Origin of the sequence: Pelomonas sp. BJYL3, from assembly GCF_027257975.1 — a bacterium.
In the GTDB taxonomy this organism is placed as follows: domain Bacteria; phylum Pseudomonadota; class Gammaproteobacteria; order Burkholderiales; family Burkholderiaceae_C; genus Roseateles_B; species Roseateles_B flavus.
Genome location: NZ_JANZKX010000002.1, coordinates 225,621 through 240,263, shown reverse-complemented (window position 1 = coordinate 240,263; position 14,643 = coordinate 225,621). Strand labels below are relative to the sequence as shown.

Here is a 14,643-nt window from a genome sequence, read left to right as displayed (position 1 = left end):
AGGCGATTCCCTCCACGCTGCCCCGCCCCCTGAGGGACGGGCAGCCCCCTCCCAAGCACGGACAGCACGTCCGGCATGACCTCGCATTCATGATGCAAAACGAGGGGGAATCCATGCGCTCATCCAACCCGTTGGATGGCTTCACTCGAACTGGCATCTGCTGACCATCCAGCAGGCATTCAGCAACGACCAACAAGGAATGAAGGGAAGCACCATGGCCATCATCTCGACCACTGCCAACATCAGCACGCTGCGCGCAATCACCGGTGCCAGCGCCGGTGATGTCTACGAAGTCCTCGGCTACTACGGCGCTGGCGACGGCGGCGGCGGTTCCTACTACTACGACGCCACCGATTCGAGCTCGCTGGACAACGGCGGTTCCATCATCGTCGCCAACGACGGCAAGCGCTGGAAGCTGCGCGCCACGGGCGGCTTCTCCGTCAGGCAGTTCGGCGCCCGCGGCAATGGCAGCGCAGACGACACCGCGAGCCTCAACAAGGCCATCAGCGCAACCGGCGCGGGCACCCTCTACTGGCCTGCCGGTACCTACCTGGTGTATGGCGGCCTCGTGCAGCCGGCCTCCCAGTCCTGGCAGGGCGCCGGTGGTCAGCGGGCCACCACTCTCAAGAAGATGGGCAACTTCGACCTCGTGACCCTGGGTGACCTGGGCTCGATCCAGGACATCAACCTGGAGTGCCAGGGCGCCAGCTATTCGGGCCGCGGCATCGTCGTCAGCAATGGCTTCAGCCAGCTGATCCGGCGCGTGCGCATCAGCCAGTCGCAGGGCATCGCCCTGGAGTTCGCTCTCAACCAGGGCGGCGGTTCGACCATCGCGGACCTGGAGGCCACCACGACCAACCCGGGCACGGTGGCGGCGGTCAAGCTGTCCGACAACACGGCCAGTCCCAAGTTCTTCAGCAATATCTGGCTGAGCGGAGGGCTGTTCGACTTCTCGGCCGGTGGCAATGGCGTGTCCGTCACCAACTTCTACGCACGCAACCTTCTGACCTCGGCCAGCACCGCCCTGCTGCACATCGCCAACGGGCGCTTTGCCTCCCTGAGCGACCCTGTCACGCTGAGCGGCTCAGACATCACGCTCACTGGCGTGGCCTTCTCCGGGCCAGTGGCCCTGAAGAACATGCAGGGCGCGAAGATCACCGCCTGCACCCTCGGTTCGGGCTTCACGGAGGAAGCGGCCACCTGCCAGTACAACGAGGTCTACGACCAGCGCAAGCCCTACACCCCGCTGTGGACTCAGCCTGCCGGCAGCGGCACGCAGCCCAGCATCGGCAACGGCTCGATCACGGCCTCCTACCAGCGCAGCGGCTATGCGTGCCTGGTGTCGATCCGGGTCGTGACGGGCAGCACCACCACCTATGGCAATGGCACGAGCGCCTACCAGCTCAGCCTGCCGTTCAAGGGGCATGTGTCGGTTGACCAGCGCGGGCTGCCCGCCGTCGTCACCATCAATGGAACGACCTACCCCTGCTGGGCCACGATCGGTGCGAACGAGGATGTCCTCACGCTGGGCTTCAACGGCCAGTCCGTGCGACTGGGTCATCCGGCGGCCTGGACGGCCGGTAGCACCATCGACCTGGAGTTCAGCTACCTGGTCCGCTGAGGGCCCACTCAAGCGGCCCGCCCTGGGGCGGCTCCCGGCTCCGGCAGCAGCGGCTGCCGAGCCGGGGGCCGCCTCGGGGCGGAGCGCACCGGCCTGGGTCTCGCGCCTGGTCAGGCCGCCGGCGCGCCGGCGGCCTGCGCCGATGCGCTGCGGTAGGCCCAGAAGCGCGGCAGCGCAAAGCCGGTGGCGACCACGCCGGCCAGGCAGATCGCGCCGCCCATCCAGATGGCGGTCGACACGCCCCAGGCATCGGCCATGAAGCCGGCGCGGGCGTTGCCGATCAGGGGGCCGGTGAGGTAGCTGATCATCTCGATCCCGGCCAGGCGGCCGCGCAGCTCGTTGGGGATGGTCTCGTTCCAGATGGTGCCGCGGAACACGCCGCTGACCATGTCCGCCGCGCCGGCCACGGCCAGGCAGGCCAGCCCCAGCAGCAGGCTGGGCGCGAAGCCCAGCGCCACGATGCCCAGCGCCCATACGGCCGCGGCGAGGACCACGGCCCGGCCATGCCGCCGCACCCGCCCCGTCCAGCCGCTGAAGACGCCGATGACCAGGGCGCCGACCGACATCGCCGACAGCAGCCAGCCCACGGACTCGGTGCGCCCATCCGCCGCGGCCATGGCCGGGAACAGGGCCACCGGGAAGGCGAAGGCCATGGCGACGATGTCGACGATGTACGTCCCCATCAGCTCCGGGCGCCGCCAGGCGAAGCGCAGTCCCTCGGCGAGGTCGGCCAGCAGATGCGGACGGTCCTCGGACGAGGCGGGCGTGCCGATGGCGGCCCTCGGGATGCGGGCGATGAAGAACAGCGCGGCCAGGAAGGTGCAGAAGTCAAAGACATAGGCGCCCACCGCGCCCCAGCGTGCCAGCAGCAGCCCCGCCAGCGCCGGGCCGGCCACCATGCCCACCGTGCCCCGCACCGAAGAGAGCGCCGCCACGGCCGCGAACTCCTCAGGCCGCGCGAGCTTCTGGGTCAGCGCCTCCAGGGCCGGGCGGTGAAAGCCGCTGGCGCCCTGCAGCACCGCCACGAGGGCGTAGATCATGACCACGCTCGGCGCCGCGCTCAGGGCATTGGCCAGCAGGCCGGCCAGGCACAGGGCCATCAGCGCCTCGGAGCCGATCAGCAGGCGCTTGCGGTCCATGCGATCGGCCACCGCGCCGCCCAGCAGGCCGCACAGCACCACCGGCAGCAGCTGCACCAGGCCCAGCAGGCCGACCTGCGCGTTGGAATGCGTCAGTTCATAGAGCTGCCAGGGCACGGCCACATAGCTGACCATGGTGCCGAGGCCGGAGACGAACTGGCTGGCGAAGAGGCGGCGAAAGGCGGTGTTGTGGCGCAGGGGGCCGAGGTCAAGAATCATGCGGCGGATTGTGGCGCGCCGCCGCCCGTTCAGCAGCCCTCGATGGTGTGGCCGATCACCTGCCGGGCCGGCGCATCCACCAGGTAGCGCACCGTGCAGCTGAAGGCCGGCCGGCCGTCGGTGCCCGCCCGCGTGGACTTGGAATAGCGGTAGTCGAAACTGCCGTCGGCCCGCCGCGTGATGGCCTCGGGCTTGCCCATCTTGCGCAGCAGCTCCTGGACCGTGGCGCCATGCCAGCTGTCCAGGGCCTTGTCGAATTCGCCGCGGCGCTGCTGGTCGGCCGCCGAGGGGGCCGGGGACGGTGGTGTGGCCGCCGGCGGTGGCGCCGCGGGCGTCGCGGGCGCGGTGGGCGCGGCGCATCCGCCCAGCACGGCCAGGCCGGCCAAGGTCAGGCACAGGGCCGTCGGCGCCGCCGACGGGCGAAAGGGCCGGCGCGTGAGCGTCAGCCGCAGGGGGTGGCGTGTCGTGTTCACGGCGCCGAGACTACGCTGACTGCCCTTGCGGCGCCGTTGCGAGAAGTAATTTGCGTGTAGGCACGCTGCAGGGGCGGGCCGGCCTCCCCGCAAGGGGATGCACTCGCTTACAGCCACGGTCCCACGCCTCCCACGCGAGCGCGGCGTCGACCTACCATTCACGAGCACTTTGCAGACTGTCCTGGGCGGCGGGCCTGCCTCGACAGCGCCCCTGCCCCTCTTCCTCCGGAGGTGATCATGCTGAAGTTCCTGCCCTTCCTGAGACAGGGCGTTGCCCGGGTGGCCGCCGGGGTGGCCGCACTGACGCTGGCCACCTTGAGCGCCTGCGGCGGCGGTGACGGTGGCACGCCCGCCAGCAATGCCGGCACGCTGCAGCTCTCCCTGACGGACGCCCCGGCCTGCGGCTTCGACAAGGTCTACGTGACGCTGCAGAAGGTGCGCATCCACCAGAGCAGCAGCGCCACCGACACCGATGCCGGCTGGACCGATCTCACCCTCAACCCCGCGCTGCGCGTGGACCTGCTCACCCTGCGCAACGGCGTGCTGACCACCCTGGGCTCCACGCCGCTGGCCGCCGGCCACTACACGCAGATGCGCCTGGTGCTGGGCAGCAACGGGGGCAGCACGCCCCTGGCCAACTCGGTGGTCCCGACCGGCGGCACCGAGGTCGCCCTGACCACGCCCAGCGCCACGCAGGCCGGCGTCAAGCTCAATGTGGACATCACCGTCAATGCCAACGAGCTGGCCGACTTCGTGCTGGACTTCGACGCCTGCAAGTCCATCGTGAGCGCCGGCAACTCGGGGCAGTACCTGCTCAAGCCGGTCGTGGCCGTGATTCCGCGCCTGGTCTCGGGCGTGCGCGGCTCCGTCGACGCCAGCCTCGCGACGGGCGCCACCGTGGTCACGCTGGAGCAGGGCGGCACCATCGTCAAGAGCACCTCGCCGGACAGCAGCGGCATGTACCTGCTGCAGCCCGTGGCACCCGGCAGCTATGACCTGGTGGTCAGCGCCCCGGGCCGTGCCACGGCCGTCGTGACCGGGGTGAGCGTGGCCAGCGGCGTGGTCACCACGCTCTCCACCGGCGCCAGCGGGCTGAACCCGCCCGCCTCGGCCGGCGGCACGCTGGCAGGGACGGTGCTGACGGGCAGCGTGCCCGTCGATGCCGGCGTCCGCGTCACGCAGGCGCTCAGCATGGGCCGCTCGGTCACCGTGGCCCGCGGCAGTGTCGATGCCAGCACGGGTGCCTATGCCTACCTCGTGCCCATCGGCGCCCCGCTGGTCGCACCCTACGTCGCCGCGCCCACCGCCTTGAGCTTCGCACCGGACACCGCGGCAGCGGCGCGCTACAGCCTCGCGGCGAGCAACGCGGCCGGTGCCGTCAAGAACGCGGGGCCCTTCACGCTGACGGCCGGCGGCACCCTCAGCACCCACTTCACCTTCCCTTGAAGCGGGTCGCTGCGGCGCGAGCGGGCAGGTCCTTTGGGGCCGCCCCGCCCGGCACCGCGGCGTCAGCCCAGGACCTGCCGCAGCGCCCGCCGCAGCAGCGCCAGGCCTTCGTCAAGCTCCTCGGCGCCGATGTTCAGCGCCGGCATGAAGCGCAGCAGCTGCGGCCGCGGCGCATTGAGCAGCAGGCCCACGGGTGCCAGGCCGCGCGCCGCCTCGACCACCTCCTCGGCGCGGGCCACGGGCAGGACCAGCGCCCTCAGCAGGCCCAGGCCGCGCTCGCCGGGCAGGCGGAAGTCCTCGGCGATCGCCTGCAGACCCCGCGACAGCTGCTCGCTGCGCTGGCGGACCGCGGCCAGGAAGTCGGGCCGGCACACCTCGTTCACCACCGCCAGACCGGCCGCCGCCATCAAGGGATTGCCGCAGAAGGTGCCGCCCTGGTCGCCCGGCTCGAAGCAGTTGAAGCGCTCCTTGCACAGCAGGGCAGACAGCGGCGCGCCGCCGGCGATGCCCTTGGCCAGGGTCATCAGGTCGGGCTCCACGTCATAGCGCTCGTAGGCGAAGGCATGGCCGCAGCGGCCGATGCCCGTCTGCACCTCGTCCGCGATCAGCAGCAGCTGGCGCTCGGTGCACAGGGCCCGCAGCTCGCGCACGAAGCCCGGGTCGGCCACATGGACGCCGGCCTCGCCCTGCACGAACTCGATCATCACGGCCACGCTGGCCGGCGTGATGGCGCGCTCCACCGAGCCGATGTCATCGAGCCTGGCCTTGGCGAAGCCCTGCGGCATGGGCGCATAGAGGCGATCCCAGCCGGGCTTGCCGGAGGCGCTCATCATCGCCAGGGTCCGGCCATGGAAGCCCTGCTCGAAGCTGATGATTTCGTGCGCCCCGCCGCGTTCCTTGCGGCCCCAGCGGCGGGCCAGCTTGAGCGCGCCCTCGTTGGCCTCTGCCCCTGAGCTGGCCAGGAAGACGCGGTCGAAGCAGCTCAGTTCCACCAGGCGCCGGGCCAGGTCCAGCATCGGCCGGTTGTAGAAGCCCGGGCTCGGGTTCACCAGCCGCCCCGCCTGGGCAGCCAGCGCCTGCGCGAGCAGCGCCGGGCTGTGCCCCAGGCTGTTGACGGCCCAGCCCTGCACGAGGTCGAGGTAGCGCTTGCCGGCTTCATCGACCAGCCAGGAACCCTGGCCCTCCGCGAAGACGATGTCCGGGCGGGCGGTGATGGTGATCAGATCGCGGCCGCGCTCGCTCATGCGGCCTCCGTCCAGTCGAATTCCATCTGGCGCGCGGTGCGCAGCGCAAGTTCGCGGCCCTGCAGGCGCTCGACCAGGTGCAGGCTCATGTCGATGCCGGCCGAGATGCCCGCCGAGCTGACGATGCGCCCAGCATCGACCCAGCGCCGGCCCTCCAGCACGCGCAGGCCGGGCCGCAGCGCACGCAGGGCCTCCACGTCCTCCCAGTGCGTGGTGGCCTCCAGGCCGTCCAGCACGCCGGCCTGCGCCAGCAGCAGGGCGCCGGTGCAGACCGAGGCCAGCAGCCGCGCCGAGCCCGCCTGCGCGGCGATCCAGTCCATCAGCGCCGCCTGCCCCAGCTCGGCATCCACCACGCCACCGGGCACGATGGCGCAGTCCAGTGGCGGATGGTCGTCCAGCGTGCAGTCCGGCTGCAGGCGCAGCCCCGCACGGGCCTGTACCGGCGCGGCGCTGCGGGCCAGCGTGAAGACATTGAAGAGCGGCGGCGTGCCGGCCGGCTGGCTGCGGCCATGCACCCGGGCCGCAGTGGTGAAGACCTCGTAGGGGCCGGCCATGTCCAGCAGCTCCACCTCGTCGAAGATCAGGATGCCCACATTCATCTGCATGCACCTCCCAGGCGTGCGTTGAGTCCAGAGGCCGCCAGTGTGCGCAAGGACGGCGCTGACAGCCATGACGCTGTTCCCACCTTTTCTGCCATCGCCGCCCGCGCCTGTGCCTGCCACAATGAGGCATGGCCTGCCGCATCGTCTTCGTCCTCTTCCCCGGATTCCAGCAGCTGGACCTGGCCGGCCCCATGGCGGTCTTCGAGGTCGCCCGGCTGCAGCAGCCGGGCAGCTACACCTGGCGGCTGGCCGCGAACGCGGGCGGCACCGTGCGCAGCTCGGCCGGTGTGCCCTGGCCGGTGCAGCCGCTGCCGCGCGCCTGCAGCGCCGACGATCTCGTCATGGTGATTGGCGGAGACGGCGTCGATGCCGCCAGCCGCGATGCCCGCCTGGTCGCCTGGCTGCAGCGCGCCAGCCGCAGCGGGGCGCGCGTGGCCAGCATCTGCAGCGGCAGCCTGCTGCTCGCGGCAGCCGGGCTGCTGGACCACCGCGCGGCCACCACGCACTGGTCCCGCAGCCGGCAGTTCGAGCGCACCTACCCGGCCGTGCGGCTGCAGCCCGACCGCATCTTCGTGCGCGAGCCCGCCCAGCGCAGCCGCTCGGCCCCGCGCCCCGAGCTCTGGACCAGCGCCGGCATGACCGCCGGCATCGACCTGTGCCTGGCCCTGGTCGCGCACGACTGCGGCGAGAACGTGGCCCGAGAGGCCGCGCGCCAGCTGGTGGTGGAGCGCAGGCGCCCGGGCGGGCAGTCGCAGTTCTCGCCTCTGCTGGACGCCCAGCGGCCGGAGGGCCGCTTCGGTGAGCTGCTGCAGCACATCCGCCTGCACCTGCGGCAGGACCATCGCGTGGACGAGCTGGCCGCGCGCGCCTGCATGAGCCCCCGCCACTTCGCCCGCTGCTTCCGCGCCGAGACCGGCACCACGCCGGCCCAGGTGGTGGAACGCCTGCGCGTGGAGGCCGCCCGCGCCGCGCTGGAGGGCGGGCAGCCCTCAGTGCAGCGCATCGCCGAAGACTGCGGCTTCGGCAGCACCGAACGCATGCGCCGCGCTTTCCAGCGCCTGCTGGGGCGGCCGCCGGCGGCGTTTCGCAAGGCGGGGACGACGAAGCGGCGCGGATGATCGAGCGCCGCGCGCGGATCAGCCCTTGAACAGCTCCCACCGCCCCTGGCGGCGCAGCAGCAGCTGCTGGCTCAGCGCGCCGCGGGCGTCCGGCTTGATGCGCGCGGCGGCCTCACGCAGCTGCGCGATGCCCTCCTTCGAGTGGGCATCGCAGAAGGCCAGGACGTCGCGGCTGGGAATGGCCACCACCGCGCCATTGGGTGTGTGGGGCTTGAGCACCTGGTCCCACAAGGCATCCAGCAGCACCAGGCAGGCCTCATGGTCGCCATCCAGCAGCAGGCCGCGGTAGCTCGCCTGTTCGGGATCCCCGATCACGCGCAGGCCCGGCTTGCCCTTGACCAGCTTCGTCAGGTTGGCCAGCGAGCGCTGATGGAGCTGGTCCAGGCTCAGCCCGGCCTCCTTCATTTCCTGGCGGCTGACCGAGACCCAGTGCGAGCCGGCGTCCAGGTGGTAGCCCACGCCGAAGACATCGTGGCTGGCGCGCACGGGCGGCAGCTCGGCATCGGCCGGCACCGTCATGCCGGGCGGCGGGTTCTTGATCCGCAGCTGCAGCTCCGCGCCGTCCCCGATGCCCGCAGCGACGAGGCGCAGCACCGGCAGGGCCTCCACCGCGCTACGGGGCGCCGCAGCGGCGGCCGAAGCGGCATCAGACGCAGCCGCAGATGCGGCGGCGGCCGGCGGCGGCTGGACGCGGGCCTCCCGCTCACGGCGCCGCTCGCGCGCCTCGTGCTGACGCAGCGCCTGCTGCGCGGTCTGCTGCAGGCTCCGTGAGGCCAGGAGGCCGTAGACGGGCGCGGCCAGGCTGAGGCCCGGCATGGCGCAACCGAGGAACAGAGGGTACTTCAGCAGGGGCGAGGTCCCCAGGGCCGGAGCCAGGCGGCTCAAGGCCGTGGGCCCGGCGAGCCAGCTGCCGATCCAGCCGACGATGGTCAGCGGCATCGCCTTGAAGAGCAACCCCACCAGGCCGGCCACCGCCAGGGCCAGCGAGGCCCACAGCATGGGCTTCACCGTCTGGATGTGCGCGTCGCGGAGCAGCAGGTCGTCGAGGGTGTCGTGGGGCATGAGGCGTCCTTGTTGGCAGGGCGGTGGCGGCGGCACCGCGGGAGGACCTGTCGCTTCACGGCAAGCCCCCGGTCTCTCGCGCCGCGCAGCTTATCCCAAGCAGCGCATCGCTGCGGCGTGCCCCAAGGTCTGGCCGTTTCAACCGGTCAAGACCTGCCCCCCGACTGTGGCCCGGCCGTGGGGCTCAGGGGTCCACATGCTTCGAGACCTTGCATTCCAGGGCGTCGGCGACCCGCTGGAGCGCCTGCACCTGGGCGATGGACCCCTCCACCTGCTGCTGCAGCAGCGCGATGCTTCGCTCCTGAAGCGACTCCTTGCCACGCATGCGCCGCATGAGGGCGATGAACATGCCGATCAGCATCATCATGGGGCCCCAGGCGATCAGGACCTCCAGCAGCGTGGACCCGAGGGTCGGCTGCGCCTTCTCCACAGGCCGTCGCGCCTCGGCATTCAGGATCCTCGCCTCCTGGCTGACATAGGCCTCCCTGGGCCTGGCGGCGCTGCCCGTGACCCGGATCGCCGCCTCGCCATGCGCCGGCACCACCAGGCCGAACAGGGGCTGCACCACGGTGTCAGAAAGGGTGTGGGAGGCGTCGAAGTACCGGACTTCGAGCACCACGTCCTCGAAGCAGCTGCCCGCGCTGTTCCTGATCGTGCCCAGGGACAGCACGTTGCGGTGCTCGTCCTCCTGGATCACCTCGAGGGTGGACAGCTTCACTGCCAGCGCCACCTCGGGCGCGGGCGGCGCTTCGCTGGCGCCTGGGCAGGCGGCGCGGGCCATGCCGGAAAGGAGGAGGGCAGCGGTCAGCAGCAGGCGATTGATCATGGGCGAGGGATGCGTACGAAACGAAGGTGCGGTCGCCCAGGTCACCAGGCGGCGGGGACTGTAGCCGATAGGCGGCGAGGTTCCCCGGCAAAGCGTGACGGAGTTGCACGCCGGCCGGCACCGCGAGACCTAGCATCCAGCCACACCCGCCTGGGCGGGCAACAGGCTCAGCCATGGAGCCAGGAGACCCCATGTCCTATCTCGAGTACGCCATCAACCCCGTCGGCTACCTGATCAGCAAGGGCCTGAAGAAGGTCGTTGACGGCATCACCGAATCCGACAGCAGCCAGCCTCTTGCGCAGCTGGCCGAAGAGTCCAGACGCGCCGAGATCAAGGCGAAGGCGCTGCTGGCCCAGGCCAAGGTCGAGCAGGAGCTGGCCATCTCACGGCGCATCGACAGCGCGGAGGAAGTGGAGATCGAGGAGTACTACGACACCTCCGGCAAAGGCGGTCTGGGCCTTGAGACCAACGGCGAGGCGGCCAGCCTCGGCTTGAGCGGCGAAGGCCGGCGGGTCACCAAGCGAGTCATCAAGTTCAAGGGTTGCGCCCCTGCCGAACGGCAGCGCGTGGTCCAGGCCGAGGACGAGACGGCCGCCACAGGCGTGCAAGCAGCCGGCCAGGCCTAGCGGAGATCGAAGGCTGCGGCTTGCGCCGCAGCGGCTGAACCTCGGCAGATGGTGGGCATTGCCGACGCGGCGCGTGTGCAGACGGCAGGACATCGATGCGTGATCCAATCCCGTGCAGACGCCGTCAGCACTCCCGGGATCGCCCATGAAACTACTCAAGAAACTGTTCGGTTCCGCGCCCGCGCCCGCCGAGCCGCCGCGTCGCGACGCCGAAGAATCCGTGCTCCTGGTCCCGATCCCCGCACTCGTGGCGCTGCTGCTTCGTGCCGAGCAGCTCAAGGGCGCCCCGCTCACCGAGGAGGAGGTCGTCCGCATCCGGGACGATGCCGCCTGCATGGCGATGACCGCCGAGATGAAGTGGCAACTGGAAGAGAAGCGAGGCTACGCCGACCTCGATCCCGAGCGGGTCTGGGAGCATTGGCAGGTGGCGCGGCTGGAGCTTGTGGAAGACGAGGGCTAGCCAGGCCAGCATTGCAGCGGCGGCAGGAGGGCTGCCGCAAGCCTGGGAAAGCTGGGCCAAGCCCTTCTGCTCGCCGGCCCCCACGTCCGACACACCGTCAACACCTTTTTGACCTCACCATGCACACACGGAAAGCCCTGATCACCCTGGCTGCGCTCGCGGCGCTGGCGACAAGCTCGGAGGCGACGCCCGCAACGCCCGATGCCGTCGTGAAATCCCTGCTGCAGCTCGCCGTCCATGAGCCCTTCGAGAAGCGACTGGGCTTGAATCGCAGGGGAGAGTTCCGATGGCTGTCGTCACGTCTTCAGAAGCTCGCCTCGGCGGCCGAGTGCGACGCTGCCCAGGCCAGCTCAGAAGACGACGAAGCGAATGGCGTATCAAAGCGCGAGTATGCCGACGGCGGCAGTCTGTTCGATCGCTGGGACACCCCCACCTCGTGCCGCACCCTTCGAAGCCGGACCCTGGGGCTCACCGCCAGCGTGGACGCCTTGTGCAGCTGGGGGCCGAAGACGGACCACATGACAGGCCGCCTTCAATTGCACTTCCTGCTGGTCAGAGAGAAGGGCGCCTGGGTCGTCCTGGAGGTGCTGCACGGGGCGCAGGAAGATTCACGTAGTCCCGAGGAAGTCACCACCAGCACGTTTTCCGGCCGCCTGGAAAGCTTGACACGCCAGTCCGCGCATCCCGAAATCTGCCTGCGGAAGCATGGCCTTCAAAAGGCAGAGCCGGGTGTCCCGCTTCAGAGTGCGGACTCGCCCCACCACTGAGTGCTTCGAGATGGACGTGCGACTGACAATGCCTCGACAGGCGTTGTCGTGCTGGAGCCTCTAGGCGGGCTCGTAGGGGAGCCCGCCTAGTGCCATTTGATGTCGATGCCGTGAATGGGCGTGCCGGGAGGAAGGTCCTTCACCTGCTCGAAAAGCTGACCACTGGCATTGACATGCAGGCGCCATGGGGTGGGCTCGAAGTTCTCGAGCTCGTAGCGGCCGCCGATGAAGCCGGGGACGGTTGCAGAAAAGCACTGCCCCTCGGCCAGAAGCTGGCCCGCGCCGTGAAGCTCACAAAGAAGATCGAACTTCAGCCATGAGGTGGCTTCGAGGTCCGGGGCTGCCATGCGGCGCTTGAAGTCCTCCCAGGTATCGGAGACCAAGTGGCATTGGCCTGCGAACGCATCCAGCAGGAACACATGAGGACGCCGGAGAAAGCCATGAGGCTTCAGGAGGAAGAAGTCGCCCATGGCGGTCAGCAGGCGTACCTGCGCCTTGGGGCCGACGAGGAAGCGCCACGGTGCAAGGGCGTCGCCGTGGCCCAGATCCGTGACGGGTGCGAAGTGTTCGGGTGCGTTCATTGGACGTGGGCCATCTGACGTTGACGCTGAGCTGCGAGCGGCGGGTCGCCGGCTTGTGTCGGTCCGCGCGACTGGTCAGGCCTCACGCTTGCCGCCCTGAAGTAGCCGAATGCGGCGCTCATGATTGGTCCCGAAGCCTATCGCGAGCAACAGCCAGAAGCTCCTGGTAGTTGCTCGCGAGTGGGGCAGGCAACGGTCTCTCCAGCAAGCAGCAAAGCTTCCATACGGCGCGTTGCTCGGCCTGGCCTTCGATGGCCAGTGAATCGGGCAGCAGGGTCAGATACGAGGCCTCATTTGAATATGAAATCCCGCCGCCGTTGATCTTGAAATCGAAGACCGGACTCCGTGGCCGCCGGATAGGGTGACTGGAGCGGCAAGGGGCCGCTGCGCAGCGGTTGCAGTCTCTCGCTACCTCGAACTCAGGGCCCGAAAGCAGCCGTTCAACGTGAAGGTCAGCGGACGCCGAAGGCGGTCCGCTCCAACGGCAGGCTAAACGGCTGACTTGCCATGGAAGGCGACGTAGGCATTCTTCAGGACCTCCGGCAAAGCTTCCCAAGCCCAACGACGTTCGTTCGGCGGCGAGCCGAACTCCATGGGCTCAACGAAGGAGACGTCGATCGCGTTGCGCATTGCGGAGTTCCCTTCGGTGAGATAGGTGGCGGCAAGCAAGAAGCACTGAACTGCAGTATCACGCTCACCATCGAAAATCGCGCGTTGCGTAAAGCGGCGAAACACGTCGACCTCAAAGTGCAGCAGCCCGTGCTCGGCGTTGAGCTGCGAAGTGATTTCGGCGAAAGCTGCTTTGAGCTCCCGCAAAAACTGGCTGCGGTCACGCTTAGGCATGTGGCCGTTTAACGTTGAAATTCAGCCGACCGGACGGCACAGCCGGCCAGGGTCGGCTGCAATGACGGGATAGGCATCACGAAGCTCCGCGGCAAGTGCCGCCTGCCCAATGTCGACGAGATGTTGATATAGCACTTCCAAGAATTCGTATTCGGGCACCAACAAGTCTCTAAAAGCGCCGTCCCAGTAGTGCACCTCAACCGATCCTTCGGGGATGTGCTCACCCTCAACTTCTCGCTGGTAGTCATCCAAGTCTGAGGGATATGTGACGCCGTAGTAGCCATCGTCACCGCCAAATCCATGTCGGGCTTTCGCGTACTGAACAAGCTCAGCGGGCCTCGGCCAGGCGGCCGAGAACAATTGCTCGAAAACCTCAGTCTTCGTCATGACGCCTATCTATTGGTCTATCCAGCACGGCGTGCTGCAGAACTCAGTAGCTTGCCGCTTAACCAACCGCGACTGTGCGCTTGCAAGTCCTTGATCCGTATCCACAATCGGTTGACTGACTGTCGTTCCGTACAGCATAAATCCCCGCACAAACCGGCACCTCCCAGGCCGCGGATTGTGCCAGTCGCTTTCGCAGCAGAACCGTGCAGGAACTGCTGGGCCACGCCGATGTGGCCACCACCATGATCTACACCCATGTTCCCAAGGTAGGCGGCGCTGTGCGAAGCCCATTGGACTCACTGCCCACCGCTGAAGCGCCGCAAAGCAGTCGTTGGTGAGTGGCAGCACCCAGCCTCTAGCAGTCAGCCTTCGCTATCCCTCACCACTCAACGCCACGACACGCGCCGCCAGGCCCGTCCAAGCCGCGGCTTTCCCAACTGCGACGCCAGGCTTCGAAGCTTTGGCCTCATCGCCTGGCCGGCCGTCCCCCAAAGCCTTCGATAATTTGCCCGCCACTTCGAAACTTTGTTCTCAGCCTCCTTCAGCCATGCCCCTCCACTACCTCACCCTCCCCGTCACCCCCTTCCAGCAGAACTGCTCCCTCGTCTGGTGCGACCAGACCCTGGAGGCGGCGGTGGTGGATCCGGGTGGAGAGGTGCCGCGGCTGCTGAAGGAGGTGGAGCGGCTGGGGCTGATGCTCAAGGCGATCTGGCTGACGCATGCGCACATCGACCACGCGGGTGGCACGGCGGAGCTGGCACGGCTGAAGGGCCTGCCCATCATCGGGCCGCATCCCGGCGACCAGTTCTGGATCGACGGGCTGCCGCAGCAGAGCGCCATGTTCGGCTTCCCCGCGGTGGAGACCTTCACGCCCACACGCTGGCTGGCGGACGGCGACACGGTGCAGATCGGCCAGGAGACGCTCACGGTGCGCCACTGCCCGGGCCACACGCCGGGCCATGTGGTCTTCCACAGCGCCTCGGCCAGGCGCTGCTTCGTGGGTGACGTGCTCTTCGCGGGCTCCATCGGCCGCACGGATTTCCCCGGCGGCAATCACGCGCAGCTGATCAGCTCCATCACCGAGCGCCTCTGGCCCATGGGCGATGACACGGTCTTCATCCCTGGCCATGGGCCCGAATCCACCTTCGGCGAGGAACGCCGCAGCAATCCCTTCCTGAGCCACGCACGCTGGGGCTGAGGTCAGGCAAGACCTGACCCCAGCGGGGCGG

The 14,643-nt window shown here is 69.1% G+C and carries 16 protein-coding genes; 7 read left to right on the top strand and 9 right to left on the bottom strand.

All coding sequences use genetic code 11. The annotated features are described in order from the left end of the window. Positions 1-199: 199 nt before the first annotated feature. Complete coding sequence (locus O9Y01_RS06780) at positions 200-1,621, top strand: glycosyl hydrolase family 28-related protein (protein ID WP_269630777.1); 1,422 nt, start codon at positions 200-202, stop codon at positions 1,619-1,621. Between the two features lie 110 nt (positions 1,622-1,731). Here O9Y01_RS06780 and O9Y01_RS06775 read toward each other — a convergent pair whose 3' ends face one another. Continuing rightward, positions 1,732-2,979 carry an MFS transporter gene (locus tag O9Y01_RS06775; protein ID WP_269630776.1) on the bottom strand — a complete coding sequence of 416 codons (1,248 nt, stop codon included), beginning with the start codon at positions 2,977-2,979 and terminating at the stop codon, positions 1,732-1,734. A 29-nt stretch (positions 2,980-3,008) separates the two neighbouring features. Continuing rightward, complete coding sequence (locus O9Y01_RS06770; protein ID WP_269630775.1) at positions 3,009-3,452, bottom strand: hypothetical protein; 444 nt, start codon at positions 3,450-3,452, stop codon at positions 3,009-3,011. Between the two features lie 237 nt (positions 3,453-3,689). Here O9Y01_RS06770 and O9Y01_RS06765 point away from each other — a divergent pair, with 237 nt between their 5' ends. Further along, entirely contained in the window at positions 3,690-4,898 is a 1,209-nt protein-coding gene (locus tag O9Y01_RS06765; protein ID WP_269630774.1) for a DUF4382 domain-containing protein, read from the top strand. Between the two features lie 62 nt (positions 4,899-4,960). On the opposite strand, the gene O9Y01_RS06760 is transcribed toward O9Y01_RS06765, so the two are convergent. Beyond that, entirely contained in the window at positions 4,961-6,142 is a 1,182-nt protein-coding gene (locus O9Y01_RS06760) for an acetylornithine transaminase (protein ID WP_269630773.1), read from the bottom strand. Beyond that, positions 6,139-6,741: a DJ-1/PfpI family protein gene (locus O9Y01_RS06755; protein ID WP_332108745.1), complete on the bottom strand. Its 603-nt coding sequence runs from the start codon at positions 6,739-6,741 to the stop codon at positions 6,139-6,141. The genes O9Y01_RS06760 and O9Y01_RS06755 overlap by 4 nt, the downstream gene beginning before the upstream one ends. Positions 6,742-6,872: 131 nt before the next feature. On the opposite strand from O9Y01_RS06755, the gene O9Y01_RS06750 reads away from it, so the two are divergent. After that, on the top strand, positions 6,873-7,862 hold the full coding sequence (locus O9Y01_RS06750; protein ID WP_269630771.1) for a GlxA family transcriptional regulator: 990 nt from the start codon (positions 6,873-6,875) through the stop codon (positions 7,860-7,862). Between the two features lie 18 nt (positions 7,863-7,880). On the opposite strand, the gene O9Y01_RS06745 is transcribed toward O9Y01_RS06750, so the two are convergent. Both O9Y01_RS06745 and O9Y01_RS06740 read right to left on the bottom strand, forming a co-directional pair. Next, complete coding sequence (locus tag O9Y01_RS06745; protein ID WP_269630770.1) at positions 7,881-8,924, bottom strand: hypothetical protein; 1,044 nt, start codon at positions 8,922-8,924, stop codon at positions 7,881-7,883. Between the two features lie 184 nt (positions 8,925-9,108). Further along, positions 9,109-9,750: a hypothetical protein gene (locus O9Y01_RS06740; protein WP_269630769.1), complete on the bottom strand. Its 642-nt coding sequence runs from the start codon at positions 9,748-9,750 to the stop codon at positions 9,109-9,111. A gap of 191 nt (positions 9,751-9,941) precedes the next feature. On the opposite strand from O9Y01_RS06740, the gene O9Y01_RS06735 reads away from it, so the two are divergent. From O9Y01_RS06735 to O9Y01_RS06725, 3 genes are all read left to right on the top strand, one after another. Beyond that, the gene (locus tag O9Y01_RS06735; RefSeq protein WP_269630768.1) at positions 9,942-10,376 is read left to right on the top strand and encodes a hypothetical protein; all 435 of its coding nucleotides are present in this window, start codon (positions 9,942-9,944) and stop codon (positions 10,374-10,376) included. Positions 10,377-10,521: 145 nt separating this feature from the next. Continuing rightward, on the top strand, positions 10,522-10,836 hold the full coding sequence (locus O9Y01_RS06730; protein WP_269630767.1) for a hypothetical protein: 315 nt from the start codon (positions 10,522-10,524) through the stop codon (positions 10,834-10,836). Between the two features lie 119 nt (positions 10,837-10,955). Continuing rightward, the gene (locus O9Y01_RS06725) at positions 10,956-11,603 is read left to right on the top strand and encodes a hypothetical protein (protein WP_269630766.1); all 648 of its coding nucleotides are present in this window, start codon (positions 10,956-10,958) and stop codon (positions 11,601-11,603) included. Positions 11,604-11,689: 86 nt separating this feature from the next. Here the strand turns inward: O9Y01_RS06725 and O9Y01_RS06720 are convergent, their stop codons facing one another. The 3 genes from O9Y01_RS06720 to O9Y01_RS06710 form a co-directional block, all read right to left on the bottom strand. Continuing rightward, positions 11,690-12,184, bottom strand: a complete 495-nt coding sequence (locus tag O9Y01_RS06720) for a T6SS immunity protein Tdi1 domain-containing protein (protein ID WP_269630765.1) — start codon at positions 12,182-12,184, stop codon at positions 11,690-11,692. Positions 12,185-12,673: 489 nt separating this feature from the next. Beyond that, positions 12,674-13,027 carry a DUF7674 family protein gene (locus O9Y01_RS06715; RefSeq protein ID WP_269630764.1) on the bottom strand — a complete coding sequence of 118 codons (354 nt, stop codon included), beginning with the start codon at positions 13,025-13,027 and terminating at the stop codon, positions 12,674-12,676. 21 nt (positions 13,028-13,048) lie between these two features. After that, positions 13,049-13,414, bottom strand: coding sequence for a hypothetical protein (locus O9Y01_RS06710; protein ID WP_269630763.1), 366 nt, complete (start codon positions 13,412-13,414; stop codon positions 13,049-13,051). Between the two features lie 547 nt (positions 13,415-13,961). Here O9Y01_RS06710 and O9Y01_RS06700 point away from each other — a divergent pair. Continuing rightward, positions 13,962-14,612 carry an MBL fold metallo-hydrolase gene (locus O9Y01_RS06700; protein ID WP_269630762.1) on the top strand — a complete coding sequence of 217 codons (651 nt, stop codon included), beginning with the start codon at positions 13,962-13,964 and terminating at the stop codon, positions 14,610-14,612. Positions 14,613-14,643: the final 31 nt, after the last annotated feature.

Coding starts and splice junctions, on each gene's coding strand:
- O9Y01_RS06780 (WP_269630777.1), top strand. CDS start 200: ATGAAGGGAAGCACCATGGCCATCATCTCGACCACTGCCAACATCAGC.
- O9Y01_RS06775 (WP_269630776.1), bottom strand. CDS start 2,979: ATGATTCTTGACCTCGGCCCCCTGCGCCACAACACCGCCTTTCGCCGC.
- O9Y01_RS06765 (WP_269630774.1), top strand. CDS start 3,690: ATGCTGAAGTTCCTGCCCTTCCTGAGACAGGGCGTTGCCCGGGTGGCC.
- O9Y01_RS06760 (WP_269630773.1), bottom strand. CDS start 6,142: ATGAGCGAGCGCGGCCGCGATCTGATCACCATCACCGCCCGCCCGGAC.
- O9Y01_RS06755 (WP_332108745.1), bottom strand. CDS start 6,741: ATGAATGTGGGCATCCTGATCTTCGACGAGGTGGAGCTGCTGGACATG.
- O9Y01_RS06750 (WP_269630771.1), top strand. CDS start 6,873: ATGGCCTGCCGCATCGTCTTCGTCCTCTTCCCCGGATTCCAGCAGCTG.
- O9Y01_RS06745 (WP_269630770.1), bottom strand. CDS start 8,924: ATGCCCCACGACACCCTCGACGACCTGCTGCTCCGCGACGCGCACATC.
- O9Y01_RS06740 (WP_269630769.1), bottom strand. CDS start 9,750: ATGATCAATCGCCTGCTGCTGACCGCTGCCCTCCTCCTTTCCGGCATG.
- O9Y01_RS06735 (WP_269630768.1), top strand. CDS start 9,942: ATGTCCTATCTCGAGTACGCCATCAACCCCGTCGGCTACCTGATCAGC.
- O9Y01_RS06730 (WP_269630767.1), top strand. CDS start 10,522: ATGAAACTACTCAAGAAACTGTTCGGTTCCGCGCCCGCGCCCGCCGAG.
- O9Y01_RS06725 (WP_269630766.1), top strand. CDS start 10,956: ATGCACACACGGAAAGCCCTGATCACCCTGGCTGCGCTCGCGGCGCTG.
- O9Y01_RS06720 (WP_269630765.1), bottom strand. CDS start 12,184: ATGAACGCACCCGAACACTTCGCACCCGTCACGGATCTGGGCCACGGC.
- O9Y01_RS06715 (WP_269630764.1), bottom strand. CDS start 13,027: ATGCCTAAGCGTGACCGCAGCCAGTTTTTGCGGGAGCTCAAAGCAGCT.
- O9Y01_RS06710 (WP_269630763.1), bottom strand. CDS start 13,414: ATGACGAAGACTGAGGTTTTCGAGCAATTGTTCTCGGCCGCCTGGCCG.
- O9Y01_RS06700 (WP_269630762.1), top strand. CDS start 13,962: ATGCCCCTCCACTACCTCACCCTCCCCGTCACCCCCTTCCAGCAGAAC.